Raw genomic sequence first — 24,628 nt, 5'->3', positions numbered from 1 at the left:
GTCCCGATGTTCGATGTTGCCGTCCTCGGCGCCGGCGCCGCTGGCATGATGTGCGCCGCGGTTGCCGGCCAGCGCGGCCTGCGCGTGGCGCTGGTCGACCACGCCACCCGCCTGGCGGAGAAGATCCGCATTTCCGGCGGAGGCCGCTGCAACTTCACCAACATCGGGGCCGGGCCCGCCAACTTCCTCTCCGACAATCCGCATTTCTGCCGATCGGCGCTGTCGGGCTACACGCCGCAGGATTTCCTGGCGCTGGTGAGGCGCCACCGCATCGGCTGGCACGAGAAGCACCGGGGCCAGTTGTTCTGCGACGATTCCAGCGAGGCCATCATCGACATGCTGCGCACGGAATGCGACGCGGGCGGCGTGCAGTGGCGCATGGGTTGCCAGGTGGCCGAGGTGGCCCACGGCGAGGCCGGCTTCGAACTGCGCACCGGCCAGGGCCCGATCCGCGCGGCCAAACTGGTGGTGGCCACCGGCGGCATGGCGATCCCGCAACTGGGCGCCACCGATTTCGGCCTGAAGATCGCGCGGCAGTTCGGCCTGAAGATCGTGGAGCCCCGGCCCGCGCTGGTGCCCCTGACCTTCGACCCCGCGCAGTGGCAGGCCTTGTCGGAACTGTCCGGCGTGGCGCTGGAGGTCGGCCTGCACACGGGGCAGGGCAAGGCCCGCGGCGAATTCCTCGAAGACCTGCTGTTCACGCATCGCGGCCTGTCGGGGCCGGCCATCTTGCAAATATCCAGCTTCTGGAAGCCGGGCGAACCCATCGTGGTGGACCTGGCGCCGGGCCGCGACCTGGCCGAGGAACTGCTGGCGTCGAAGTCCGGCAACCGGCAGCAACTGCACACGGTGCTGAGCGGCCTCTGGCCCAAGCGGCTGGCCGACCGCTGGCTGCACCTGGCGGAGCAGAAGGGCAAGCCCGGGCTGGCGGCATTGCGCCTGGCCGACGCGCCGGACAAGACCCTGCGCGGACTGGCGCAGGACATCCACCAGTGGACGCTGGTGCCCAGCGGCACGGCCGGCTACAAAAAGGCCGAAGTGATGCGCGGCGGCGTGGACACGCGCGGCCTGGACCAGAAATCCATGCAGGCGAAGACCGCTCCGGGCCTTTACTTCATCGGCGAGGCCGTGGACGTCACCGGATGGCTGGGCGGCTACAACTTCCAGTGGGCCTGGGCCTCGGGCGTGGCTTGCGGCAAGGCGCTGTAGGCCGGCGGGGCCGATAGCGGCGGGCGCCCCGTGTGAAAGGAATTGCAGCATTGCCATTGTGGTATTAAATAAAAATAAATATCATTTATGTTTTCGATATTGATGCCGGCCCTCATCCGAGGGCGGATCCGACGGAGACATGCATGGCCTATACCCTTCCGACCCTGCCGTACGCCTACGACGCCCTGGAGCCTCACATCGACGCGATGACGATGGAGATCCACTACAGCAAGCACCACCAGACCTACGTCAACAGCCTGAACGCGGCGCTGGAGGGGGCGGGCATCGCCACCGACGAGCCCGTCGAGGCCCTGGTGTCCCGCCTGGACCAGTTGCCCGAGGCCGTGCGCGGCGCCGTGCGCAACCACGGCGGCGGCCACGCCAACCACAGCCTGTTCTGGTCGGTCATGTCCCCCGAGGGCGGCGGCGAACCCGACGGCGCCCTGGCGGCGGCCATCGAGTCCGACCTGGGCGGCCTGGCCGCCTTCAAGGACGCCTTCACCAAGGCCGCGCTGACCCGTTTCGGCAGCGGCTGGGCCTGGCTCTCGGTGACGCCGGCCGGCAAGCTGACGGTGGAAAGCAGCGCCAACCAGGACAGCCCGCTGATGCTGGGCAATACGCCGATCCTGGGGTTGGACGTCTGGGAACATGCCTATTACCTGAAGTACCAGAATCGCCGACCGGAATACATCGCCGCCTTCTACAATGTCGTGAATTGGCCGGAAGTGGCGCGCCGCTACGCCGCGGCGAAGCGCTGAGCGCGTCCCTGGCAAGGAGGGCAGCGGTATATGAATACCTTCAGCCGTCATCGCGTGCGGCCGGCGGCCACCAGCATCAGCGTCTGGACGCTGGCCGTGCTGGTGTCCTGCCTGGGGCTGCACCAGCTATGGGCGTACCTGGACGTGCGCGCGCCGCACGTCGCGGACGCCCTGCTGGGCGGGCTGGTCGCCGCGGGCGCGACCGCGCTGGGGACGGTGCCCATCCTTTTCGCGCGCACCATTCCCCAGAAAATGCAGGACAGCATGTTCGGCTTCGGCGCCGGCGTCATGCTGGCGGCCAGCGCCTTTTCGCTGGTGGCCCCGGGCATCGCCGCGGGCCGCGAGCTGGGCTACGGGCCGTGGGGGGCGGGCCTGACGGTGGGCGCCGCCGTGCTGCTGGGGGCGGCCGTCCTGCTGATCATGGACCGCACGCTGCCGCATGAGCATTTCATCAAGGGCCGGGAAGGGATCGAGGCGCACCGCCTGCGCCGCACCTGGCTGTTCGTGTTCGCCATCACCCTGCACAACCTGCCGGAAGGCCTGGCCATCGGCGTGGGCTACGCGGGCAACGATCCCGTGCGCGGCACCGCGCTGGCCACTGGCATCGCGATCCAGGACATCCCCGAGGGGCTGGTCGTGGCGGTGGCGCTGCTGGCCGCGGGCTACCAGCGCGCGTTCGCGGTGGCGCTGGGGATGCTGTCCGGGCTGGTCGAGCCGCTGGGCGCCGTGCTGGGCGCGGCCGTGGTCGGCTGGTCGGAACCGCTGCTGCCGTGGGGGCTGGGTTTCGCCGCGGGGGCGATGCTGTTCGTGATCAGCCACGAGATCATCCCGGAGTCGCACCGCAAGGGGCACGAGGTCTACGCCACTTGCGGGCTGATGCTGGGCTTCGTGCTGATGATGCTGCTGGACACCGCGCTGGGGTAGGGCGGGCCGCCGGCGCGTAAGGGGGCGCGTAAGGGGTGTCTGACACCCCTGAAATGCCGGTCCAGGCTGAAGGCCGTCCGCCATGGGTGTCAGACACCGGTCCTTTTGTGTCGGACACCGGTCCTTTTCCGGGGCCTCTTTTCGATGTATGCTTTCGGCGCTGTCACGCATGTTGCGGGAGAGAGCGGCCTGTATGCCCGGCCGCCGCCGAAGGCGCAATTCGCCCGGAATCGCTCAGGTAACCCATACCGCCCATGCTTGCCCTGTCCCGGTTTTTCACCGCGCGGACGCGGCAAAACAGTACTCTGGAGAGACCTGGCGCCGCCCCTGGAACAAGGGACATAGCGAGCAGCCCAGGCGCCGAAGGTGCAAACCCGCTTAGCGGGGCAACTCTCAGGCAAAAGGACAGAGGGGCGGAAGATTCAGCCGTTGTGCAGGCGCAGCCCGCCTGGTACCACCGGCATTCCGTAACCCTGGCAACAATGCCGTCCCGGAGTTCCCGCGCATGTCCGCACCCCTCAAACGCACCCCGCTGGCCGAAGAACACATCGCCTCTGGCGCCCGTATGGTCGACTTCGGCGGCTGGGACATGCCCCTGGCCTACGGCTCGCAACTGGAGGAGCACCACGCCGTGCGCCAGGACGCGGGCATGTTCGACGTGTCGCACATGCTGAACGTCGACGTGACGGGCCCGGACGCGTTCGCGTTCCTGCAGCGCCTGGTCGCCAACGACGTGGCCAAGCTGACCGTGCCCGGCAAGGCGCTCTATAGCTGCATGCTGAATCCGCAGGGCGGCGTGATCGACGACCTGATCATCTACTTCTTCGCCGCCGACGAATGGCGCGTGGTCGTCAATGCCGGCACCGCCGACAAGGACATCGCCTGGATGCTGCGCGTGAAGCAGGCCGGCGGTTTCGACGTCGTCATCGCGCCCCGCCGCGACCTGTCCATGGTGGCCGTGCAGGGCCCCAATGCCCGCGCCAAGGTCTGGGCCGCGCGCCCGGCATGGCAGGCCGCCACTGAATCGTTGACCCCCTTCGTGGCCGCCGTCGTCGGCGACGATACCCTGGTGGCCCGCACCGGCTACACCGGCGAGGACGGCTTCGAAATCGTGCTGCCCGCCACCGAGGCCGTGCAACTGTGGCGCGACCTGGCCGCCCAGGGCGTGCGTCCCTGCGGTCTGGGCGCGCGCGACACGCTGCGCCTGGAAGCCGGCATGAACCTCTACGGCCAGGACATGGACGAACTGGTCCAGCCCGGCCAGGCCGGCCTGACCTGGACCGTATCCCTGAAGGACGCCGAGCGCCGCTTCATCGGCCGCGAAGCGCTGGAGCAGTTCGCCACGCCGGCCGCCTTCCTCGGCCTGAAGCTGCAGGAGCGCGGCGTCATGCGCGCGCACATGGCCGTGCGCACCAAGGAAGGCATGGGTGAACTCACCAGCGGCACCATGTCGCCCACGCTCGGCGTGTCCATCGGCTTTGCCCGCCTGCCGCAAGGCGTGCGTCCGGGCGACACGGCCGAGGTCGATATCCGCGGCAAATGGGTGCCCGCCCTGGTATGCAAATTGCCGTTCGTCCGCAACGGCAAAGAAGTCGAACACTCGTAAACTCGAAGCTTCGCGCGGGCGCCGGCCCCTATGGGGCGGCAGGGCCGCCCGCGCGAGGCGCGCAACACCATTCATCTACCCGCATTCCCTCAGGAGTTCCCATGAGTCTGCCCACCGATCGCAAGTACACCGAGTCCCATGAATGGGTCAAAGCCGAAGGCGACGTGTTCGTCGTCGGCATCACCGATACCGCCCAGGACCAGTTGGGCGACCTGGTTTTCGTCGGCGACGTGAAGGTCGGCGCCAAGCTGAACGCCGGCGAGACCGCCGGCGTGGTCGAGTCGGTCAAGGCTGCCTCCGACATCTACGCGCCGGTCGCCGGCGAGATCGTCGCTTTCAACGAAGAGCTGGAAAACAATCCCAACCTGATCAACGAATCGGCCTTCACCGCCTGGATCTTCAAGATCAAGCCGGTCAACGCGGCCGACGCCGACAAGCTGCTGGACGCCGCCGGCTACGAAGCCGTCGCCAACGGCTAAGCCGGTCGGGGAGGGCGCGCGGCCATAGCGGCCCGGCGCCCGCCCCGCCAGATGCAATACCGACCGTCCTCCGACGGCACCGCCACCCCGAGATCTCCCCATGTCGCGCGCCCTAGACACCCATACCGACTTCATCCCCCGCCACATCGGCCCCTCCGACGCCGCCCAGGCCGCCATGCTCGCCGTCATCGGCAGCGCCAGCCTGGACGCCCTGATCGAGGAAGTCGTGCCGCCCAAGATCCGCAGCCAGGCCCCGCTGGCGCTGCCGCAATCGCGCAGCGAAACCGACGTGCTGGACGAACTGAAGCAGATCGCGGGCCGCAACCAGGTCTACCGCAGCTACATCGGCCAGGGGTACTACGGCACGCACACGCCCAACGTGGTGTTGCGCAACATCCTCGAGAATCCCGCCTGGTACACGGCCTACACGCCGTACCAGCCCGAGATCTCGCAGGGCCGCCTGGAGGCCCTGCTGAATTACCAGACCATGGTCGCCGACCTGACCGGGCTGGACATCTCCAACGCCTCGCTGCTGGACGAAGGCACCGCCGCGGCCGAAGCCATGACGCTGGCGCGCCGCAGCGCCAAGTCGAAGAGCCCGGTGTTCTTCGTCTCGCGCCACGTGCACCCCCAGACCCTCGAAGTCGTGCGCACGCGCGCCGAAGGCCTGGACATCGAGATCGCGGTGGGCGACGAGGCCGAAGGCCTGCCCGAGTGCTTCGGCGTGTTGCTCCAGTACCCGCACAGCACCGGCTCCGTGTCCGACTACCGCAAGCTGGCCGAAGCCGCGCACGCGCAAGGCGCGATCGTGGCCGTCGCCACCGACCTGCTGGCGCTGGCCCTCCTGGCCGCCCCGGGCGAGTGGGGCGCGGACATCGCCATCGGTTCGGCCCAGCGCTTCGGCGTGCCGTTCGGCTTCGGCGGCCCGCATGCCGGCTTCATGGCCTGCAAGGACGCCTTCAAGCGCAACATGGCGGGCCGCCTGGTGGGCGTGTCCAAGGACGCGCAAGGCAACCCGGCGATGCGCCTGGCGCTGCAGACGCGCGAACAGCACATCCGCCGCGAGAAAGCCACTTCCAACATCTGCACCGCGCAGGTGCTGCTGGCCGTGATGGCCGGCATGTACGCCGTCTGGCACGGCCCGGCGGGCATCCGCCGCATCGCCCAGCGCGTGCAGCGCGGCACCGCCATCCTGCGCGCCGAGTTGATCAAGCTGGGCGTGAAGGTCGTCAACGACACCTTCTTCGACACGCTGCTGCTGGAAACCGGCGCGGCCACGCCGGCCATCCTGACGGCGGCCGACTGCGCCCGCATCAATCTGCGCCGCGTCGACGGCGCCCGCCTGGCGGTCTCGCTGGACGAGACCGTGACCGCCGCAGACCTGCAGGCCCTGGTCAACGTCTTCGCCGCCGGCCTGGAACGCGATGACGTCGAACTCGACCTCGACGCGCTGGACGCGGCCGCCGCTGGCGGTATCCCCGCCGGCGTGGCGCGCGAAAGCGCGATCCTGACGCATCCGGTGTTCTCCAGCGTGCAGTCCGAGACCGACATGCTGCGCTACCTGCGCAAGCTGGCCGACAAGGACCTGGCGCTGGACCGCACGATGATCCCGCTGGGTTCGTGCACCATGAAGCTGAACGCGACCGCCGAGATGATCCCCATCACCTGGCCCGAATTCGCGTTGATCCACCCGTTCGCGCCCGCCTCGCAAAGCCAGGGCTACGACGAGCTGATCGGCCGCCTGTCGGCCGCGCTGTGCGAAATCACCGGCTACGACAACATCAGCCTGCAGCCCAACTCGGGCGCGCAGGGCGAGTACGCCGGCCTGCTGGCGATCCGCGGCTACCACCAGGCCAACGGCCAGCACCAGCGCAACATCTGCCTGATCCCGTCGTCGGCGCACGGCACCAACCCCGCCTCGGCCCAACTGGCCGGCATGGACGTGGTGGTGGTGGCCTCCGACGCCAACGGCAACGTGGACCTGGCCGACCTGCGCGCCAAGATCGAGCAGGTGGGCGACAAGCTGGCCGCCCTGATGATCACGTATCCCTCCACGCACGGCGTGTTCGAGGAAGCCGTGACCGAGATCTGCGATCTGGTGCACCAGGCCGGCGGCCAGGTCTACCTGGACGGCGCCAACATGAACGCCATGGTCGGCGTGGCGCAGCCGGGCAAGTTCGGCTCCGACGTGTCCCACCTGAACCTGCACAAGACCTTCTGCATCCCGCACGGCGGCGGCGGCCCCGGCGTGGGCCCCGTGGCGGTGCGCGCGCACCTGGCGCCGTACCTGCCGGGCGTGGTGAACGAGCAGGGCAAGCTGCCCGGCGACGCCAAGGTCGGCCCCGTGTCGGCCGCGCCGTTCGGTTCGGCCGGCATCCTGCCGATCCCGTACGTGTACATCGCGCTGATGGGCGCCGACGGCCTGCGCCGCGCCACCGAAGTGGCCATCCTGAACGCCAACTACATCGCGACGCGCCTGCGCGGCCACTATCCGGTGCTGTACGCGGGCCGCCACGGCCGCGTGGCGCACGAGTGCATCCTGGACGTGCGTCCGCTGAAGGAAACCAGCGGCATCAGCGCCGAGGACATCGCCAAGCGCCTGATGGACTACGGTTTCCACGCGCCCACCATGAGCTTCCCGGTGGCCGGCACGCTGATGGTCGAGCCGACCGAATCGGAAGGCGTCGCCGAACTGGACCGTTTCATCGACGCGATGATCTCGATCCGCGAGGAAATCGCCCAGATCGAGCGCGGCGAGCGCGATCGCGAGGACAACGTCCTCAAGAACGCGCCGCACACGGCGCAGATGCTGCTGGCCGAAGAATGGTTGCACGACTATCCGCGCCAGCAGGCCGCCTATCCGGTCGAGTCCCTGCGCGACGCGAAGTACTGGCCGCCCGTCGCGCGCGTGGACAACGCCTACGGCGACCGCAATCTCGTGTGCGCCTGCCTGCCGGTCGAAGCGTACGCCTGAGCGCTGGACATCGGGCCCGGCGCAAGCCGGGCCCAGCCAAAAAAAATCCCCCGTCGCGAAGATCGGGGGATTTTTTTGCCTTGCGCCTTGCCGGGAGTTACTTCGCCGGCGCGGCCTTGCTGGCGGCGGAGAAGTCTTCCGCGATGCTGAAGAACGTGTTCAGCAGGATCTGCAGGTTTTCCTTGCCGATACCGCCTTCCGAATTCATGTCCATCTGCAGCACGGCCTGGTTCTTGTCGTCCAGGTAGGCGCGCGTCCAGCGGTATTCCTGGTTCCAGGCGTTGATGGCCTTGAGCGACATCGGCTTCTTGCCGCTGTAGGTGGCCGTCAGCACGAGGTCATGGCACTTTTCGGTGAAGTCGTTGCACAGAAGCTCGACGCGCAGGTCGCTGGCGCCCGTGTTGGCGGGTTCCAGGATCAGCACGGGGCCCGCTTCGCCGTCTTCCTTGCGAGGGGCGTACGACATGTCCGTCAGCATGGCGTTGACGGTGTCGAGGTCGAAGTCCTGCATCAGGTCGGCGGAAGCCGCGGTCGCGGCAGGCTCTTCCTGGTCCGGGTCCATGCCTTCGGGTTCGTCCTCGCCATCCATGCCGTCCATGCTGTCCAGGCCGGTCGCGCCCAGCAGGCCGGCGAACAGTTCTTCGGCCGGGATCTTCGTGCCGTTCAGGTCGCCCATGCCGTCGGCGAAGTGGAACTTGCCGACGATGTTGTCGCCATCGTTCTTGCCGACATTGAGCATTTCGGCCATGCCGGACAGCGAGCGCATCTGTTCGTCGGCTTCGGTGCCGGCCTTCTCGGCGTCCACGCCTTCCTTCTTCATGGCGTACTGCACCATCAGGTCGCGGACCATGGGCTTGGAGATGACCAGGGTGGCGTCGATCTGCTTGATGGCCTTGACCGCGATTTCCTGGGGCGTCAGATCCTTCACGTTGGGCGGATTGGCCAGGTCCAGCGCGAAGGTCAGCTTGCTTTCGCCCTTGGCGGTCTTCCAACTGATCGGATCGATGCTGAACGACGGATTGCCGTTGAGCAGCTTGCCGGCGTTGTCCAGCAGCGCGTCGAACTGTTCGTCCTTCAGGCCTTCGTCGCTGGCGCCCATCATGTACTGGCGCACGATCTGGTTGTAGGTGTCGGACAGTTGCTTGACGGCGCTGCCGTCCAGCTTCGCCAGCTTGACGACGGCCTGGCCGTTGCCCAGCGCCACGTCGTTCAGGGTGATGTCGCCGGTCTGGTAGGTGGCTTCGGCGTTGATGGTCTTGTCGTCTTCGCCCAGCTTGACGCCGTAGCCCAGGTTGTCCAGCGAGACCTTGACGTCGGCGTCCGGCTTGGTGACGTCGATGCGCTTGATCTTGATGTTCGAGTCGCCGATGGACAGGCCGAACTTGCCCATCCGGCTGTTGACGTCCATCGTCAGGCCGGACATCGTCATCTTGATGGGGTCGTTCGACTTCGCGCCGTCCACCGACAGCGTCTCCATCAGGGCGTGCGCCGTGACGGCCTGCAGGCCGCGGTCGAACGTGCCGTTGACCGTCATGCCGCTGAAGTCGACCGCATTGCCCTCATGCGCGACCTTCACCGGGGCGATCCTGGTGGTGGAAGTGGCGAAGCCGCTGTAGCTGACGACGGCGTCGCCAGATAGCGGGGCCACGTCCTTGGTCAGTTCGAACAGTTCCTTGACGTTGTCCGTCTTGGCGATCTCGGTGTGGACGAAGGCCAGCTTGGGCGCGATCGCGCCGCGCGCCAGGGCGCTCTTGGGGAAGGGGCCGTGCTCGATGGAGGCGTCGAATTCGACCATGCCCGCGGGCATGCCGTCGGGGGTGTTGTCGCTCTTGACGAAGGACAGGCCGTAGCGCGCCTGGGTCGAGAACAGGCTCCGCTCGTATTTGAGCTGGTCGATGCGCAGGCCGAACAGCGGCGTGATCTTGGCCAGTTTCTCGTTGGCCTCGGCCAGGTGGCGCTGCGCGCTTTCCTCGATGCGCTTGCCGGTGTACCACGTGGCGCCTACCCAGCTTCCTGCTCCCACTATGACCACGCCGAGGGTGATCGCTACGCTCTTTTTCATCGTTTTGTTCGTGTCGTTGATTATCGAGTCATATCCGGTGGCCGCGGCGGCTTCTGCCGCGGGACGCCCTGGGGGCGGCCGTCATCGGGATACGCGCATTCATCGGCCTGTAAGGCCCGCGGCGAGTATACCGAGGCGGCAGGCCCCCCGGCCGTGCGTGCAGTTACAGAAAATGTCAAAATGAAAGCCGACGCATTTGCGCCGGCTTTTTCCCGGAGAAGGGCGCGTGCCTACAGCGGATCCAGCGGATAGACCGGGCGGCGAACGTTCTTGAATTCGAGCTGGCCGTAATCGGAGGTGGTGACTCCCACGCCCGTGCATTCGATGACTTCCGTCGCCATGCCGGAGAAGCCCGCGCGCCAATGCACCCGGCTCTTCAGTACCACATAGCGTTTTTGCAGCGGGTCAATGCCGGCCGACAGCAGGCAATTGACGTCGAAGGGTTCCTGGTGGCGCGACACCACCACGATTTCGACGCGGCCCGTGTCGATCACGACGGTCAGCCCGGTGTCGTTGCGCACGCCGCGGTACATGGGGCCGCGGTTCAGGTAGACGCCGTCGAACGCCAGCTTGACGCGGCCGGTGACTTCCAGCGGCTCGCTCGGCTCTTTGATGGCGGGCATGGCCATCTTGCCGCCCAGCTTGAGCGTGACGGTCCGGCCCACGCCGGCGGTGGCCGCTTCCTGCGCGGCCTGCGGGTCGCAGATCGCATAGAAGACGACATTGTCCAGTTCCTGGCGCAGCACTTCGGCCAGGACGGCGGTGGTGTCCATGGTGCCGCCCGATCCCGTGTTGTCGTAGTGGTCCAGCAGCACGACGGGGCCTTGCTCGATGGCCTTGGCGCGCGCGATGGTGGGCGCCAGCGGCTGCGGGTGGAACACCCAGTCGGCGCGGCCCGTCCAGGCGCGGTCCAGCAGTTCGTCGCGGTACTGTTCGGCTTCGGCCAGCTTGCCGTCCGTACAGACGACGGCGCTCAGGCCGGCTTCGCGGATGTCGGCGTGGGGAAAGCCCACGAAGACCGAGGCGGCCAGCACGCCGCCGGCTTCCAGTTCCTTGCAGCGTTCCTGCAGGGGCTTGTTGGGCGCGGCATGGGTGCCCTGGCACATGATGTGGGGCAGCATGGGCTTGTTGGCCCAGGCCATGACGGGCTTGATCTCGCCCTTCAGGGTGCGCACGATCACGTTCGCGGCGCGCACGCCCGATTCGCGGATGTCCACGTGCGGATAGGTGTGGAAGCCGCTGATGACGGTGGCGTTCTTGACGATGTCGTCGTAGATGTTGGCGTGCATGTCCAGCGTGACCGCCACGGGTGTCGCGGGGTCGATCTCGCGCAGGCGGCGCAGCAGGTCGCCTTCGGCGTCGTCCACGCCCTGCGCCACCATGGCGCCGTGCAGGTCCAGCAGGATGGCGTCGAAGCCGCCGCGCTTGACCTCGTCCAGGACCAGCCCGCACAGCCGCTCATGCGTTTCGGCGCTGGCCGGGCCGCTGGGCCAGGACTCCGCCGCCACGGGCACGACCATCTCGGCGCCCTCGCGGCGCGCCACCTCGATGTAGCCGCCCAGGCCGCTGTCGGTGTTCTCGTAGGCCTTGATGGCGCGATCGCCGGCCAGGATTTCGGGATTGCCGCGGAAGAAACGTTCGAGCGGGGTCGGCACGGGCGAAAACGTGTTCGTCTCGTGCTTGATCATTGCCAGAAGCCAGCGCATGGGGGTTCCTGTGGGTTTGCCGTGGAAGGGTCAGGCCGCCTTGGGAGGCTGGGGCCAGGGGTGTTGCGCGGGGCGCATCCGTTCCCAGGCGCGCGCGATCCGCAGCACGCCCAGGTCGTCGAAGCGCGGGCCGGCGATCTGCAGGCCGATGGGCAGGCCCGCCTTCGTGTAGCCGCAGTTGACGGAGGCGGCGGGCTGCTCGCTCATGTTGAAAGGCAGGGTGAAGCCGATGTGGTGCATCGTGGTCGCAAGCTCGTTGGTGGGCGACGGCCATTCCGCGTTGTAGGCGACCACCGGGGCGACCGGCGACAGCACGTAGTCGTACGGCGCGCAGGCCGCGACCGTCCTGGCGCGCACGTTCACGGTTTCGTAGTAGCTGCGGAACACGGCCTCGCCGGATTGGCCGCCGCCGCTTTCCGCCCAGGCCCGGATGAAGGGCAGGATCTTGGCGCGGCGCGCTTCGGGCAGGGCGGCCAGGTCCAGCGCCGAGCGGGTGCGCCAGAAGCGGTCCACGCCGTCCAGCATGTCCGGGGTCATCCAGGGCTGCATGGGCGTCACGATGGCGCCCGCGGCCTCGAAGGCGCGCGCCGCGGCTTCCACCGCTTCGAGGATCTCGGGATCCACGGGCAGGCCGCAGCCCGCGTCCAGCAACAGGCCGATGCGCAGGCCGCGCACGTCGCGCTCCAGGTCCAGCCAGTCGAAGTCCTGGAAGGGCAGGCTCATGTGGTCGCGCGCATCGGGCTGCGACAGCACGCCCATCATGAGCGCGGCGTCGGCGACCGTGCGGGTCATGGGGCCGGCGCAGCGGCCCATGAACGGCGGGTCGATGGGAATGCGGCCCAGGCTGGGCTTGAGGGTGGCGATGCCGCACCACGCCGCCGGCAGCCGCACCGAACCGCCGATGTCGGTGCCGATGTGCAGGGGGCCGTAGCCCGCCGCGGCCGCGGCGCCCGCGCCGGCGCTGGAGCCGCCCGGGTTCTTGGACAGGTCCCAGGGGTTGCGCGTCAATTCGTGGAAGCTGGACAGGCCGGACGACAGCATGCCGTAGTCGGGCATGGTGGTCTTGCCCAGCAGCACGGCGCCCGCCTCGCGCATGCGGGCGGCGGGCGGCGCGTCCGCGGCGGCGGGCGTCAGGTCGGTCGCCGCCGTGCCCAGCGGCACGGGCACGCCGCGAGTGGCGATGTTTTCCTTGATGGTGGACGGCACGCCGTCCAGCGTGTGACCCCCGGCCGACAGGGGTTCGCCCTTCATCCAGCGGGCCTCGGAGGCGCGGGCCATCGCCAGCGCGCCTTCCGGGTCCAGCGCATAGGTGGCCTTCAACTGCGGTTCCCAGCGCGCGATGTGCTCCAGCACGGAGCGGGTGGCTTCGACGGGCGACAGGGTCTTGTCGCGGTATGCCTGAAGCAGCTCGACGGCGGACAGTTCATGCGGTTGCGGCATTTCGGTTCCTGTATGCAGGTCGTTGCGTCATTGCGCGGGGGCGGACGCCAGGCCGGCCGAGAGGGGCCGGAAGTTGCGGAAATCCCAGTCCCGTCCGGGCGCCGCGTCGATCAGGGCGCGGGTGTACTCGTGGCGCGGCTCGGTCAGCACGGTTTCGGCGGAGCCCGTTTCGACCACCTTGCCGCGCTGCATGACCATGATGGTGTCGCAGATCTGCGCGGCCACGCGCAGGTCGTGCGTGATGAACAGCACGCCCACGCCGGTGCGCTGGCGCACCTGTTCCAGCAGTTCCAGCACCTGCGCCTGCACCGATACGTCCAGCGCCGACACGGCCTCGTCGGCCACCAGGATCTCCGGATCCATGACCAGCGCGCGCGCGATGCAGATGCGCTGGCGCTGGCCGCCGGAGAACTGGTGCGGGTAGCGGCGCATCGCGTCCGGGCTCAGGCCCACCACGGCCAGGGTTTCGCCGGCGCGTTTCAAGGCCTTTTCGCGCGGCACGCCGAAGTTGAGCAGGCCCTCGATAATGGATTCGCCCACGGTGCGGCGCGGGTTCAGCGAGCGGTAGGGGTCCTGGAACACGATCTGGATCCGGCGGCGCACGGGACGCAGCGCCGAGCCGGACAGGGTGCTGAGGTCTTCGCCGCCCATCATCATGTGGCCAGCGGTGGGTTCGATCAGGCGCACGATGCAGCGCGCCACGGTGGACTTGCCCGAGCCGGATTCGCCCACGATGCCCAGGATCTCGCCGCGGCGCAGGGTCAGGTTCACGTCGGCGGCCGCGATGATGTTGTGCGCGGCCTGGCGCGACAGCAGCGAGCCCTTGCCGGCGTAGGTGCGGCCCAGTCCCTTGACGTGCAGCACCGGCATGCCGGCGGGCGCCTCGCGGCGCGACGGCACCAGGCTGGGCACCGAAGACACCAGGCGCCGGGTGTAGGACTGCTTGGGCTCGGCCAGGATCTCGTTGCGGGTGCCGCTTTCGACCAGGTCGCCGCGGTTCATCACGACGATGCGGTCGGAGATCTCGGCCACGACGCCGAAGTCGTGGGTGATGAACAGCACCGCGGTCCGGTGCTTGACCTGGAGTTCCTTGATGAGCGCCAGGATCTGCTTCTGCGTGGTGACGTCCAGCGCGGTGGTGGGCTCGTCGGCGATGAGCAGCTTGGGTTCGAGGATCAGGGCCATCGCGATGACGATGCGCTGGCGCTGACCGCCCGAGAGCTGGTGCGGATAGGAGTCGAAGATGCGCTCGACGTCCGGCAGGTGCACGGACCGGAACATGTCCAGCACCTTGGCGCGGCGCTCCGCGGCCGACATCTTCTTGCGGTGCAGGCGCAGCACTTCGTCGACCTGCTTGCCCACCGTGTGCACGGGATTCAGCGCGGTCATGGGCTCCTGGAACACCATCGCCATGCGGGTGGCCCGCATTTCGCGCAGGCGGCGCTGCGTGGCGGTGACCACGTCTTCGCCTTCCACGCGGATCGAGCCGGCGCTGACGGCCAGCACGCCCGGCGGCAGCAGGCCCATGACGGCCAGGGACGTGACGGACTTGCCCGAGCCGGATTCCCCGACGACGCATACCGTTTCGCCGGCATGCACGTCCAGGCTGAGGTTGCGCACGACGCGGTTGCCCGGGCCGGCCACTTCCACCGACAGGTTGCGGATGGCCAGGATGGCGGACGAGGTGTCGCCCGCGGGAGGAGTGGGAGAGTAAGTCATCGGCATCAGATCCTGCGCACCATTTTGGGGTCCAGCGCGTCGCGCAGGGCGTCTCCCAGGATGTTCACGCTGAGCACGGTCAGCGACAGGAACAGGCCGGGAAAGAGAATCAGCCCGGGCAGCATGCGGAAATACATGCGGCCTTCGGACATGATGTTGCCCCAGGAGGCGATCTCGGGAGGAATGCCCGCGCCCAGGAAGCTGAGGATGGCTTCGGTCAGCATGGCGGACGCGAAGACATAGGTGCCCTGCACGGTCAGCGGCGCGATCGTGCTGGGCACCATGTGGCGCCACAGCAGCAGCGGCAGCGGCGTGCCCAGGGCCAGCGCCGCTTCGACGTAGGGCTCGCCGCGCACGGTCAGGATCTGGCCGCGCACCAGCCGGACCACGCGCGGGATTTCCGGGATGGTGATGGCCACCAGCACGGTCGTGAGGCTGGCGCCGGTGACGGACACCAGGGCGATCGCCAGCAGGATGCCGGGGATCGCCATGATGGCGTCCATGGTGCGCATGATCAGGCCGTCCAGCGAGCGGAACCAGCCCGCGATCACGCCGACGACCAGCCCGATGGCGACGCTGACGACCGCCGCGCCCAGCCCCGCGATGAGCGACACGCGGGCGCCGTAGGCCACGCGCGACCAGACGTCGCGGCCGAAGGCATCCGTGCCGAACAGGTAGTCGGTGAAGGGCTGCTTCAGGCGGGCGCCGGGATCGATGAAGGTGGGATCGACGGTGCCCAGCAGGGGCGCGAACAGCGCGACGACGACGATCGCCGCCAGCACCGCCAGCGCCAGCATGACCGGCCAGCTCTTGAGCCCCTGGCGGATTTGCCGCCAGGCCGTGACTTGGGGGTTGCCGCCTCCGGGGAGGTCGGCGGCGTCGGTTGGCGTTTGCATGGGTCGGCCCCTAGTATCTGATCCGCGGGTCGAACACCGTGTAGGCGCAATCGACAACCAGATTGATGAACACGTAGACGAACGCGAAGAACAGCGTCAGGCCCTGGATGACCGGATAGTCGCGGGCCAGCACGGCTTCCACCACCAGCCGGCCCAGGCCGGGGATGTTGAAGACCGATTCGGTCACGACGACGCCGCTGATCAGCAGCGCGATGCCCAGGCCCACGACGGTGGCGATGGGCACGGCGGCGTTGCGCAGGGCGTGTCCCAGCAGGACGCCGGTTTCGCCCAGGCCCTTGGAGCGGGCGGTGCGGATGAAGTCTTCCCCCATGACTTCGATCACGCTGGTGCGCGTGATGCGCGCGATCAGCGCGACATAGACCGTGGACAGGGCCAGGGACGGCAGGATGAGCCGGTGCAGGAACGGCCAGAAGCCGTTGGCCAGCGGCGCGTAGCCCTGCACGTTGAACCAGCCCAGCTTGATGGCGAATAGCCAGATGAGCAGGTAGCCCGTGACGAACACGGGCACCGAGAAGCCCAGCACCGAAAAGCCCATCACCGCGCGGTCCAGCAGCCTGCCCTGGCGCCATGCCGCGAGAATGCCCAGCGGGATGGCGACGAGCAGGGTGAAGACCAGGGTCAGGACGGCCAGGCCCAACGAAGGCTCCAGCCGCTGGCCGATCAGTTTCGTGACGGGCACGCCGGACATCAGCGAGGTGCCCAGGTCGCCTTGCAGGAGCTTGCCGCCCCAGATGAAGAACTGTTTGATGACCGGCTGGTCCAGGCCCATCGTCTGCCGTATCTGTTCGATACGTTCGGGCGTGGCGCCGTCGCCCGCCATGATGATGGCCGGATCCCCCGGGCTGAAACGCAATATCGCGAAGACCACCACCGCGACCATCACCAGAACGGGGATGGTCGCGAGGAGCCGGCGTGAGACAAATGCCAGCATGTAATTCCCCCTAACTGCTTGTGCCCGTCAAGGGGCTTTCTTGACGTTCCAGAACGCGAAGACCGGCGCGTGCACCAGGCCCGAGAGCTTGGTCGAGTAGACCGTGGGCACCGACATCTGGCCCAGCGGCACGTACAGGCCCTCGTCGATGCCGATGCGCTGCACTTCCTCGGCGATCTTCTTCTGTTCCGCGGGGTCGGAGGTCAGCGCCATCTTCGTGCGCAGTTCCTCGATCTGCGGGAAGTCGGGCCAGCCGAACCAGGCGTTGTCGCCGTTGGCGGCGGCCGGCGCGGAGCGGACCGGATCCATCACGTCCGTGGCGTACCAGTTGGTGTTGTGGATGTTCCAGCCGCCTTCCGCGGGCGCGGCCTTCGAGGCGCGGCGCGTGGCCACGCTCTGCCAGTCCATCGCCGCCAGGTTGACGTTGAATCCGGCCTTGCGCAGCGCCTGCGCCATCACGACCGGCTGCGCCGACAGCGTGCCCACGTCGGTCGCGTGCATGACCAGGATGGGCGTGTTGTCGTAGCCCGCTTCCTTCAGGAGGGCCTTCGCCTTGTCGATGTTGGACGGGACGACCACGTCCTTGCCGATGTCGGTTTCCAGCGGCGTGCCGCAGCCCCACAGCGACGCGCACGTCTTCCAGTACTTGGGATTGCCGACCAGCGCCTTCATTACGTCCTCCTGGCCGATCGCGTACATCGCGGCCTGGCGGATCTTCTTGTTGTTGAAGGGCGGGTACTTGAAGTTGAAGCGGTACATCGTGAAGTAGCCGACCGGGCTGAGCGACTCTTCCTTCAGGTCCTTGTTGCCTTCGATCATCGGCAGCAGGTCGTACGGGAACTGTTCGACGAAGTCGATCTCGCCGCCCAGCAGCGCATTGGCGGTGGTCAGGGCGTCGGGCATGACGTCCCATTCGACCTTGTCCACATTGACGACCTTGCCGCCGGCCAGGCCGCTCGCGGGCTCCTTGCGCGGCACGTAGTCGGCGTTCTTGACGTAGACCGTCTTCACGCCCGGCTTGAACTCGGTGACCTTGAACGGGCCCGAACCGGTCATGTCGGTGATGGGCTGGCCGATGGCCAGGTCCGCGATGCGCTTGGGCATCATGAACGGCGCGGTGCCGGTGGGCTTGGACAGGGCGCGCAGCGCCAGGTCGGTGGGCTCTTTCATGACGATGCGGAAGTTCTTGTCGTCGATGACTTCGATTTTGTCGGTGAACTTCAGCAGCGTGCGGCCCATGCCGTCGCCGGCGGCCCAGCGCTTGATCGAGGCCACGCAGTCTTCCGAGGTAACGGGCTTGCCGTCATGCCATTTCTGGCCGTCGCGCAGCGTCATGGTGTAGGTCTTGCCGTCGGGCGAGACTTCCCATTTTTCGAGCATCTGCGGCTGGATCTTGTTGTCGGCGTCGGTGGCCAGAAGGGTGTCGTAGATCATGTAGCCGTGCCACGTCGTGATGTACGCGGTGGTGGCGTGCGGATCGGTCAGGCGCAGAGGCGAGTGCATCACCGTCTTGATGACGGTCTCGGCGTAGGCGCCGTGGGCCATCATGAGGGTGGCGCCGGCCAACGCGGCGGCTCGGACGAACTTCAGCATGAATCTTCCCCTTGGTGCGTAGTGAGCGGCGCGATGCGCCGCTGCGTCGTTAACCCGCCGCGAGTCGCGGCGCGCGAGGTTCAGGCAGTAGCCGACCGGCCGGGAAAGACCGGTCCGCAAGGCGCCATTCTGATGCCCGGGCGCAACCGTGTCCATGGTTGTTTTGCCGCATCCATCAGCATGGAACCGGGGGCCGCGCACACCAGGATCGTCTGCGCGATGGGGGAAAAATCCGCGCGGAAGTGCGCGGAACTCTTGACCGCCAGGATCGCCGCGCGGCGCGGTTCCACGCCTGCGAAACGGAACATTTCCTGGTCGGCCATCTGCACCTTGTTGGAGGCGACGATGATGCGCACTCCGCCGATGCGCAGGCAGGCGCTGGGGCCCAGGTCCATGTGGAATCCGCGGTAGAACGCGCCGTGCGTATCGAAACGCCCATCCGAAGTTTTCTCGACAATGAATTCGGTGTCCAGCGGTTCGTCGTCGGGAATACCCGAATGTCCACCCAATGCAATTCGAACTTTCTTGCCCGCGCCCGCGCGGTGGGCGGCCAGCGCGGCCGCCGGATCGACGATCAGGCCGATGGCGGCATCGCGCGCATCGTGCCGGATCAGGGCGCGCAGCAAGCCGGTGGTGTCCGAACTGCCGCCCGCGCCGGGGTTGTCCTGCGCATCGGCGATGACTACGGGCTTGCTGGCGTTCCGCGCCAGCCGCAGGGCTTCCTGCACGGCTTCGTCCGGCGTGTAGAGCCGGCCGCCGAAGTCGCGTTCCGCATCGATCACGGCGCGCGTCATTTCGTCGGCCGCGGCGTCGGCCTCGGCCTGGGTGGCGCCGTAGGCCCACACCGTGGGCGCGCATTCGGGGAAGTCCGCCGCGGGAAAACCCGTGGCGAAGGACAGGCTGGCGCCGCCGCGCGCTTCGATGTCGCCGACCAGCCGGTACAGACTGCGCGAGGGTTCGATGTCGGTGGACTGCCAGCACAGGGAGATCAGATAGGGCAGGGAGCGCAGCGCCACGCAGGGCCGCGGCATGCCCGCCAGCCGCCGTTGCAGCAGTTCCGCGGCGCGCTGCCCGGTTTCGGCCATGTCGATGTGGGGATAGGTCCGATAGCAGACCAGCGCGTCGGCGTGGCGCACCATGGCGCGTGTGACGTTGGCATGCAGGTCCAGGCTGGCCACGACCGGCACGTCCGGGCCCACCTGTTCGCGCACGCGCCTGAGCAATTCGCCTTCGCCGTCGTCCAGGTGCTCGGTCACCATGGCGCCGTGCAGGTCCAGGTAGACGCCGTCCAGCGGCGCGGCCTGGGCCAGGCCTTGCAGGATCATGGCGCTGATGCGTTCGAAGGCGTCCCGGGTGACCGGGCCCGAGGGGCTGGCCGCGGCCCAGGTGGTGGGCAGCAGCGTGTGCCGTCCCATGGCCTCGATGAAGCCCGCCACCGGAATGTTGGCGCCCGCGACCGCCTGGAACATCGCCGGTCCGCTGACCAGCCTGGGCCAGCCCCCGCCTTTCTCGGCGAAGTCCTCCCACGTGGCGCGCGACGGCGCGAACGTATTGGTCTCGTGCTGAAACCCGCCTATCCCGATGCGCATCGGATTCCTCCCCAGTCGTTCCAATGTAAAAGGGCGCGGGAATCATCCCGCGCCCATCACACTACCCGCCATTCACAAGCAGGCACACCGCTCCAACCCGGCAAGACCTCCCCCCAGCCGGGTCGCGCGGATCCGGCTCCGCCGGTCCGCAGCGACGCCCCCCTGGGGGGGAAGCGCGCAGCGCTTCGGGGGGGGACCCTCACTTAGCGACTGGCATCGTGAATTCCGCGCCCTTGGCGATGCTGTCCGGCCAGCGCTGCATCACGCTCTTGTAGCGCGAATAGAAGCGGATGCCTTCTTCGCCGTAGGCGTGGTGGTCGCCGAACAGCGAACGCTTCCAGCCGCCGAAGGAATGCCAGGCCATGGGCACGGGGATCGGCACGTTGATGCCGACCATGCCCACCTTGATCTGGCGGGCGAAGGCGCGCGCCACGCCGCCGTCGGAGGTGAAGCAGGCCACGCCGTTGCCGAATTCGTGGGCGTTGATCAGGTCCACCGCCGTGGCGAAGTCCGGCACGCGCACGATGCACAGCACCGGGCCGAAGATTTCTTCGCGGTAGATGTTCATGGACGGCTTGACGTTGTCGAACAAGGTGCCGCCCAGGAAGAAGCCGCGCTCGTTGCCGGACACCGTCAGGCCGCGCCCGTCCACCACCAGGTCGGCCCCGGCGGCGATGCCGTCCTCGATGTAGCCCATGACCTTGTTGCGATGCTGCGCGGTCACCAGCGGGCCCATTTCGGCGTCCGCCTGCATGCCGTCCTTGACGATCAGCGACTTTACGCGCGGGGTCAGCCGCTCGATCAGCTTGTCGGCCACGCCGCCCACCGCCACGGCCACCGAGATGGCCATGCAGCGCTCGCCCGCGGAACCGTAGGCCGCGCCCATCAGCGCGTCGGTGACTTGTTCGAGGTCCGCGTCGGGCATGACGACCAGGTGGTTCTTGGCGCCGCCCAGCGCCTGCACGCGCTTGCCGCGGCGGGTGCCTTCCGCGTAGATGTATTCGGCGATGGGCGTCGAGCCCACGAAGGACAGGGCTTCGACGTCCGGGTGCGCGATCAGCGCGTCCACGGCCTGCTTGTCGCCGTGCACGACGTTGAAGACGCCGGGGGGCAGGCCGGCCTCGGTCAGCAGTTCGGCCAGGCGCAGCGAAGCCGACGGGTCGCGTTCGGAGGGCTTGAGCACGAAGGTGTTGCCGCAGGCGATCGCCACGGGGAACATCCAGCACGGCACCATCATGGGGAAGTTGAACGGCGTGATGCCTGCCACGACGCCCAGGGCCTGGCGCATGCTCCAGTTGTCGATGCCGCCGCCGATCTGGTCGGAGTACTGACCCTTGAGCAACTGCGGGATGCCGCAGGCGAATTCGACGATCTCGATGCCGCGGGTGACTTCGCCCTTGGCGTCGGAGAAGACCTTGCCGTGTTCGCGCGTGATCAGTTCGGCCAGTTCGTCCTGGTGCTTGTCCAGCAGCGCCTTGAAGTTGAACAGGACGCGGGCGCGCTTGAGCGCGGGGGTTTCGGACCAGGCCGGAAAGGCGGCCTTGGCGGCGGCCACGGCCAGCGCCACGTCCTCGTTGGACGCCAGCGGGATCGAGGAGGCGACTTCGCCGGTGGCGGGGTTGAAGCCCTCCGCGTAGCGGTTGCCGCTGCCGTCGTAACGCTGGCCGTTGATGAAATGGGGGATCGTCTTCATGCTACTTCCTTCAGGACCTTGCCGATCTGTTCGAAAATCTGTCCGATCTGGGCCTCGTCGATGATCAGCGGGGGCGAGACGGCGATGATGTCGCCGGTGTAGCGCACCATCAGGCCGCTGTCGAAGCACTTGTGGAAGACTTCCGCGGCGCGGGCGCCGGGCGCGCCGGCGCGCGTGGCCAGCTCGATGCCGCTGACCAGGCCCAGGTTGCGCACGTCGATGACGTGGGGCGCGCCCTTCAGGGAGTGGGCGGCTTCCTGGAAGGCGCCGGACAGCTTGCGGGCGCGGCCGAAGAGGTCTTCGCGGCGGTAGATGTCCAGGGTGGCCAGGATGGCGGCGGCCGCGAGCGGGTGCGCCGAATAGGTGTAGCCGTGGAAGAATTCGATGCCGCCGGCGGGGCCGTTGACGATGGCGTCGTGCACTTCGCGCTTGACGGCGACCGCGCCGGCGGGCACGGCCGCGTTGCTGACGCCCTTGGCCATGGCGATGATGTCCGGCGTCACGCCGAAGAATTCCGAGGCCGTGGCGGCGCCCAGGCGGCCGTAGGCGGTGATGACTTCGTCGAAGATCAGCAGGATGCCGTGTTTGGAGGTGATTTCGCGCAGCTTTTCCAGGTAGCCCTTGGGCGGGATCAGCACGCCGGTCGAGCCGGCCATGGGCTCGACGATCACGGCGGCGATGGTGGAGGCATCGTGCAGGGCGATGATGCGCTCCAGTTCGTCGGCCAGTTGGGCGCCCCAGGCGGGCTGGCCCTTGGAGTAGGCGTTCTGCTCCAGGTTGTGCGTGTGCGGCAGGTGGTCCACGGCGGGCAGCAGCGCGCCGGAGAAGGTCTTGCGGTTGGCCGAGATGCCGCCGACCGAGATGCCGCCGAAGCCCACGCCGTGGTAGCCGCGCTCGCGGCCGATCAGGCGGGTGCGCTGGCCCTCGCCGCGGGCGCGGTGATAGGCCAGGGCGATCTTCAGCGAGGTGTCGACGGACTCGGAGCCCGAGTTCGTGAAGAAGACGCGGTCCAGCCCCTGCGGCATCAGGCCGGCCACGGCCGTGGCGGCTTCGAAGGCCAGCGGATGGCCCAGTTGGAAGCCCGGCGCGTAATCCATGGTCCCCGCCTGGTTGGCTATCGCGGCGACGATTTCCTCGCGGCCGTGGCCGGCGTTGACGCACCACAGGCCGGCGGTGCCGTCCAGCACCTGGCGGCCGTCGGCCGAGGTGTAGTACATGCCTTTGGCCGTGGCCAGCATGCGCGGATGGGCCTTGAACTGCTTGTTGGCAGTGAAAGGCATCCAGAGATGGGACAGGTCGGGCAAGGCGGGGGCGTTCATGGCGGCTCCAGGGTCGGGACGGGCGCCGGGCCTGCGCGACGATCGCGCAGCCAGCGGCATGCAGACGATTCTGGTGCGTCCGGGAGGGAATGCAAATATACGATCCACGCAAATGCCGCTAACTGTATAGTTGTAAACAGCACAACTGTACAGATATGTCCGTGATCGATTTCCAGCCCGACCGCGCCCGGGGCCAGGGGCCGACCCTGGTCGAACAACTGGTCGCCGCCATCCTCCAGGCCATCGAGGCGCAGACGCTGCGCCCGGGCATGCCGCTGCCCTCGGTGCGCGAGTTCGCGCGCCAGTACGGCGTCAGCACCTTTACCGTGGCCAGCGCCTACAGCCGGCTCGTGTCGCAGGGCTGGCTGGCGGCCCGGCCGGGCGCGGGCTACCGCGTCGCCACGCCGGACGCGCCGGCCCGCCCGCGCCAGCCGCTGTCCTGGGAGCCGCCGCGCCTGAATGCCGGGTGGCTGCTGTCGGACATCTTCGCGGACCATTCCATTCCCATCAAATCCGGCTGCGGCTGGCTGCCGGGCGAATGGCTGAACGAAGAAGGGCTGCACATGGCCCTGCGCCACATGGGGCGGGTGCCGGCCATGCGCATCGCGAACTACGGGCATCCCTACGGCTATGCGCCGCTGCGCGAGACCATCGCGGCCAGCCTGGGCGCGCAGGGCATGGAGGTCGAGGCCTCGCAGGTGCTGCTGACCCAGGGCGTGACCCACGGACTGGACATGGTGATCCGCACGCTGCTGCGGCCGGGCGACACCGTGGTGGTGGAACAGCCGGCCTACGCCAACCTGTTGCAGATGCTGCGGTTGGCGGGCTTGCGGGCGGTGGCCGTGCCGCGCACGGTGGACGGGCTGGATTGCGGCGCGCTGGACGCCGCGGTGGCCCGGCACCGGCCTCGTGCCCTGTTCGTCAATACCGCCTTGCAGAATCCGTCGGGCGCCAGCATCGGCATGGCCAACGCGTTCCGCATCCTGCAGGCGGCCGAGCGCCATGGGCTGTGGGTGATCGAGGACGACATCTCGCGCGAACTGGCGCCCGGCGTGACGCCGATGCTGGCCGCGCTGGACGGCGCGCGGCGCGTGGTCTACCTGGGCGGCTATTCCAAGGTCATCAGCCCGTCGGTGCGGGTGGGCTACGTGGTCGCGCACCGCGACCTCGTCCGCGATATCGCGCGCACCAAGATGGCGGTGGGCCTGACCTCGCCGGAGATCATGGAGCGCATCGTGCACCAGGTCATCCGGGAAGGGCGCTACCGGGCCCACATCGCCCGCACCCGCGAACGGCTGGCCGAGGCCCACGCCGGCGTGGGCCGGCTGATGGCGCAGCACGGCTTCGAGATCTACGGGCGGCCGCAGGGCGGCCTGTTCCTGTGGGCCAAGGTGGGCGGGCAATGGCGCGAACGCGGCGCCAACGGCCTGGCCGAGCTGGCGCTGAAGGACGGCATCTGGCTGGCGCCCGGCTCCTATTTCGAGGCGGACGAAGCCGACACGCCCTGGATACGCTTCAACGTGGCCTATTCGGAAGCGCCGGAGCTCTGGCGCTTCATGCGCAACGCGGGGGCGTAGGATGGGTGGAGCGCGAGAGTTCTTAAGCTAGAACACTGCTATCCAGCGCGCGAAACCCATGCGGCCGTGGGCGGATTGTGCCTGGCATCGGCCGGAAAACAATCGATTGCGGCCGCATGGGTTTCGCGCGCT

Annotated in this window: 17 protein-coding genes and 2 riboswitches; of the genes, 7 read left to right on the top strand and 10 right to left on the bottom strand. The window is 68.2% G+C overall.

Annotated features, from left to right (window positions below):
- Window positions 1-6: 6 nt before the first annotated feature.
- The 6 genes from WHX56_RS00085 to gcvP all read left to right on the top strand — a co-directional run bounded on the left by WHX56_RS00085 (window position 7) and on the right by gcvP (window position 7,950).
- Complete coding sequence (locus WHX56_RS00085) at window positions 7-1,209, top strand: NAD(P)/FAD-dependent oxidoreductase (protein WP_338879861.1); 1,203 nt, start codon at window positions 7-9, stop codon at window positions 1,207-1,209.
- Between the two features lie 143 nt (window positions 1,210-1,352).
- Entirely contained in the window at window positions 1,353-1,967 is a 615-nt protein-coding gene (locus WHX56_RS00080; protein ID WP_338879860.1) for a superoxide dismutase, read from the top strand.
- A 30-nt stretch (window positions 1,968-1,997) separates the two neighbouring features.
- Window positions 1,998-2,891: a ZIP family metal transporter gene (locus WHX56_RS00075; protein ID WP_129240015.1), complete on the top strand. Its 894-nt coding sequence runs from the start codon at window positions 1,998-2,000 to the stop codon at window positions 2,889-2,891.
- Between the two features lie 165 nt (window positions 2,892-3,056).
- A riboswitch (glycine riboswitch) is annotated at window positions 3,057-3,152 on the top strand.
- A gap of 34 nt (window positions 3,153-3,186) precedes the next feature.
- Window positions 3,187-3,310: riboswitch (glycine riboswitch) on the top strand.
- An 86-nt stretch (window positions 3,311-3,396) separates the two neighbouring features.
- Complete coding sequence (gene gcvT, locus WHX56_RS00070; RefSeq protein WP_129240014.1) at window positions 3,397-4,497, top strand: glycine cleavage system aminomethyltransferase GcvT; 1,101 nt, start codon at window positions 3,397-3,399, stop codon at window positions 4,495-4,497.
- A gap of 101 nt (window positions 4,498-4,598) precedes the next feature.
- Entirely contained in the window at window positions 4,599-4,976 is a 378-nt protein-coding gene (gcvH, locus tag WHX56_RS00065; protein WP_042795177.1) for a glycine cleavage system protein GcvH, read from the top strand.
- Between the two features lie 100 nt (window positions 4,977-5,076).
- Window positions 5,077-7,950 (top strand): aminomethyl-transferring glycine dehydrogenase, encoded by a 2,874-nt coding sequence (gene gcvP, locus WHX56_RS00060; protein ID WP_338879859.1) that lies wholly within the window; start codon window positions 5,077-5,079, stop codon window positions 7,948-7,950.
- Window positions 7,951-8,047: 97 nt separating this feature from the next.
- On the opposite strand, the gene WHX56_RS00055 is transcribed toward gcvP, so the two are convergent.
- From WHX56_RS00055 to WHX56_RS00010, 10 genes are all read right to left on the bottom strand, one after another.
- Window positions 8,048-10,012 (bottom strand): DUF945 family protein, encoded by a 1,965-nt coding sequence (locus WHX56_RS00055; protein WP_338879858.1) that lies wholly within the window; start codon window positions 10,010-10,012, stop codon window positions 8,048-8,050.
- Between the two features lie 230 nt (window positions 10,013-10,242).
- Window positions 10,243-11,718: a M81 family metallopeptidase gene (locus tag WHX56_RS00050; RefSeq protein ID WP_338879857.1), complete on the bottom strand. Its 1,476-nt coding sequence runs from the start codon at window positions 11,716-11,718 to the stop codon at window positions 10,243-10,245.
- Window positions 11,719-11,748: 30 nt separating this feature from the next.
- Window positions 11,749-13,158: an amidase gene (locus tag WHX56_RS00045; RefSeq protein WP_287752797.1), complete on the bottom strand. Its 1,410-nt coding sequence runs from the start codon at window positions 13,156-13,158 to the stop codon at window positions 11,749-11,751.
- Between the two features lie 27 nt (window positions 13,159-13,185).
- The gene (locus WHX56_RS00040; protein WP_129240008.1) at window positions 13,186-14,877 is read right to left on the bottom strand and encodes an ABC transporter ATP-binding protein; all 1,692 of its coding nucleotides are present in this window, start codon (window positions 14,875-14,877) and stop codon (window positions 13,186-13,188) included.
- 5 nt (window positions 14,878-14,882) lie between these two features.
- The gene (locus tag WHX56_RS00035; protein WP_129240007.1) at window positions 14,883-15,773 is read right to left on the bottom strand and encodes an ABC transporter permease; all 891 of its coding nucleotides are present in this window, start codon (window positions 15,771-15,773) and stop codon (window positions 14,883-14,885) included.
- A 10-nt stretch (window positions 15,774-15,783) separates the two neighbouring features.
- On the bottom strand, window positions 15,784-16,725 hold the full coding sequence (locus tag WHX56_RS00030) for an ABC transporter permease (RefSeq protein WP_129240006.1): 942 nt from the start codon (window positions 16,723-16,725) through the stop codon (window positions 15,784-15,786).
- A gap of 27 nt (window positions 16,726-16,752) precedes the next feature.
- Window positions 16,753-18,318 carry an ABC transporter substrate-binding protein gene (locus tag WHX56_RS00025; RefSeq protein ID WP_287752795.1) on the bottom strand — a complete coding sequence of 522 codons (1,566 nt, stop codon included), beginning with the start codon at window positions 18,316-18,318 and terminating at the stop codon, window positions 16,753-16,755.
- A gap of 80 nt (window positions 18,319-18,398) precedes the next feature.
- Window positions 18,399-19,907 (bottom strand): M81 family metallopeptidase, encoded by a 1,509-nt coding sequence (locus WHX56_RS00020; RefSeq protein ID WP_338879856.1) that lies wholly within the window; start codon window positions 19,905-19,907, stop codon window positions 18,399-18,401.
- Window positions 19,908-20,106: 199 nt separating this feature from the next.
- Entirely contained in the window at window positions 20,107-21,600 is a 1,494-nt protein-coding gene (locus WHX56_RS00015) for a CoA-acylating methylmalonate-semialdehyde dehydrogenase (RefSeq protein ID WP_287755813.1), read from the bottom strand.
- The gene (locus WHX56_RS00010) at window positions 21,597-22,919 is read right to left on the bottom strand and encodes an aspartate aminotransferase family protein (protein ID WP_338879855.1); all 1,323 of its coding nucleotides are present in this window, start codon (window positions 22,917-22,919) and stop codon (window positions 21,597-21,599) included. The genes WHX56_RS00015 and WHX56_RS00010 overlap by 4 nt, the downstream gene beginning before the upstream one ends.
- Before the next feature lie 161 nt (window positions 22,920-23,080).
- On the opposite strand from WHX56_RS00010, the gene WHX56_RS00005 reads away from it, so the two are divergent.
- Window positions 23,081-24,496, top strand: a complete 1,416-nt coding sequence (locus WHX56_RS00005; protein WP_338881855.1) for a PLP-dependent aminotransferase family protein — start codon at window positions 23,081-23,083, stop codon at window positions 24,494-24,496.
- The last annotated feature ends 132 nt before the right edge of the window (window positions 24,497-24,628 follow it).

Origin of the sequence: Achromobacter veterisilvae (assembly GCF_037619525.1) — a bacterium.
GTDB classification, from domain to species: domain Bacteria; phylum Pseudomonadota; class Gammaproteobacteria; order Burkholderiales; family Burkholderiaceae_B; genus Achromobacter; species Achromobacter veterisilvae.
This window is presented reverse-complemented; position numbering and strand designations above follow the sequence as displayed.

Bases quoted from the DNA above. Each gene is read 5' to 3' on its own strand.
- gcvH (WP_042795177.1), top strand. From the start codon at position 4,599: ATGAGTCTGCCCACCGATCGCAAGTACACCGAGTCCCATGAATGGGTC.
- WHX56_RS00055 (WP_338879858.1), bottom strand. From the start codon at position 10,012: ATGAAAAAGAGCGTAGCGATCACCCTCGGCGTGGTCATAGTGGGAGCA.
- WHX56_RS00050 (WP_338879857.1), bottom strand. From the start codon at position 11,718: ATGCGCTGGCTTCTGGCAATGATCAAGCACGAGACGAACACGTTTTCG.
- WHX56_RS00040 (WP_129240008.1), bottom strand. From the start codon at position 14,877: ATGACTTACTCTCCCACTCCTCCCGCGGGCGACACCTCGTCCGCCATC.
- WHX56_RS00080 (WP_338879860.1), top strand. From the start codon at position 1,353: ATGGCCTATACCCTTCCGACCCTGCCGTACGCCTACGACGCCCTGGAG.
- WHX56_RS00020 (WP_338879856.1), bottom strand. From the start codon at position 19,907: ATGCGCATCGGGATAGGCGGGTTTCAGCACGAGACCAATACGTTCGCG.
- WHX56_RS00015 (WP_287755813.1), bottom strand. From the start codon at position 21,600: ATGAAGACGATCCCCCATTTCATCAACGGCCAGCGTTACGACGGCAGC.
- WHX56_RS00035 (WP_129240007.1), bottom strand. From the start codon at position 15,773: ATGCAAACGCCAACCGACGCCGCCGACCTCCCCGGAGGCGGCAACCCC.
- WHX56_RS00010 (WP_338879855.1), bottom strand. From the start codon at position 22,919: ATGAACGCCCCCGCCTTGCCCGACCTGTCCCATCTCTGGATGCCTTTC.
- WHX56_RS00025 (WP_287752795.1), bottom strand. From the start codon at position 18,318: ATGCTGAAGTTCGTCCGAGCCGCCGCGTTGGCCGGCGCCACCCTCATG.
- WHX56_RS00085 (WP_338879861.1), top strand. From the start codon at position 7: ATGTTCGATGTTGCCGTCCTCGGCGCCGGCGCCGCTGGCATGATGTGC.
- gcvT (WP_129240014.1), top strand. From the start codon at position 3,397: ATGTCCGCACCCCTCAAACGCACCCCGCTGGCCGAAGAACACATCGCC.
- WHX56_RS00030 (WP_129240006.1), bottom strand. From the start codon at position 16,725: ATGCTGGCATTTGTCTCACGCCGGCTCCTCGCGACCATCCCCGTTCTG.
- WHX56_RS00045 (WP_287752797.1), bottom strand. From the start codon at position 13,158: ATGCCGCAACCGCATGAACTGTCCGCCGTCGAGCTGCTTCAGGCATAC.
- WHX56_RS00075 (WP_129240015.1), top strand. From the start codon at position 1,998: ATGAATACCTTCAGCCGTCATCGCGTGCGGCCGGCGGCCACCAGCATC.
- gcvP (WP_338879859.1), top strand. From the start codon at position 5,077: ATGTCGCGCGCCCTAGACACCCATACCGACTTCATCCCCCGCCACATC.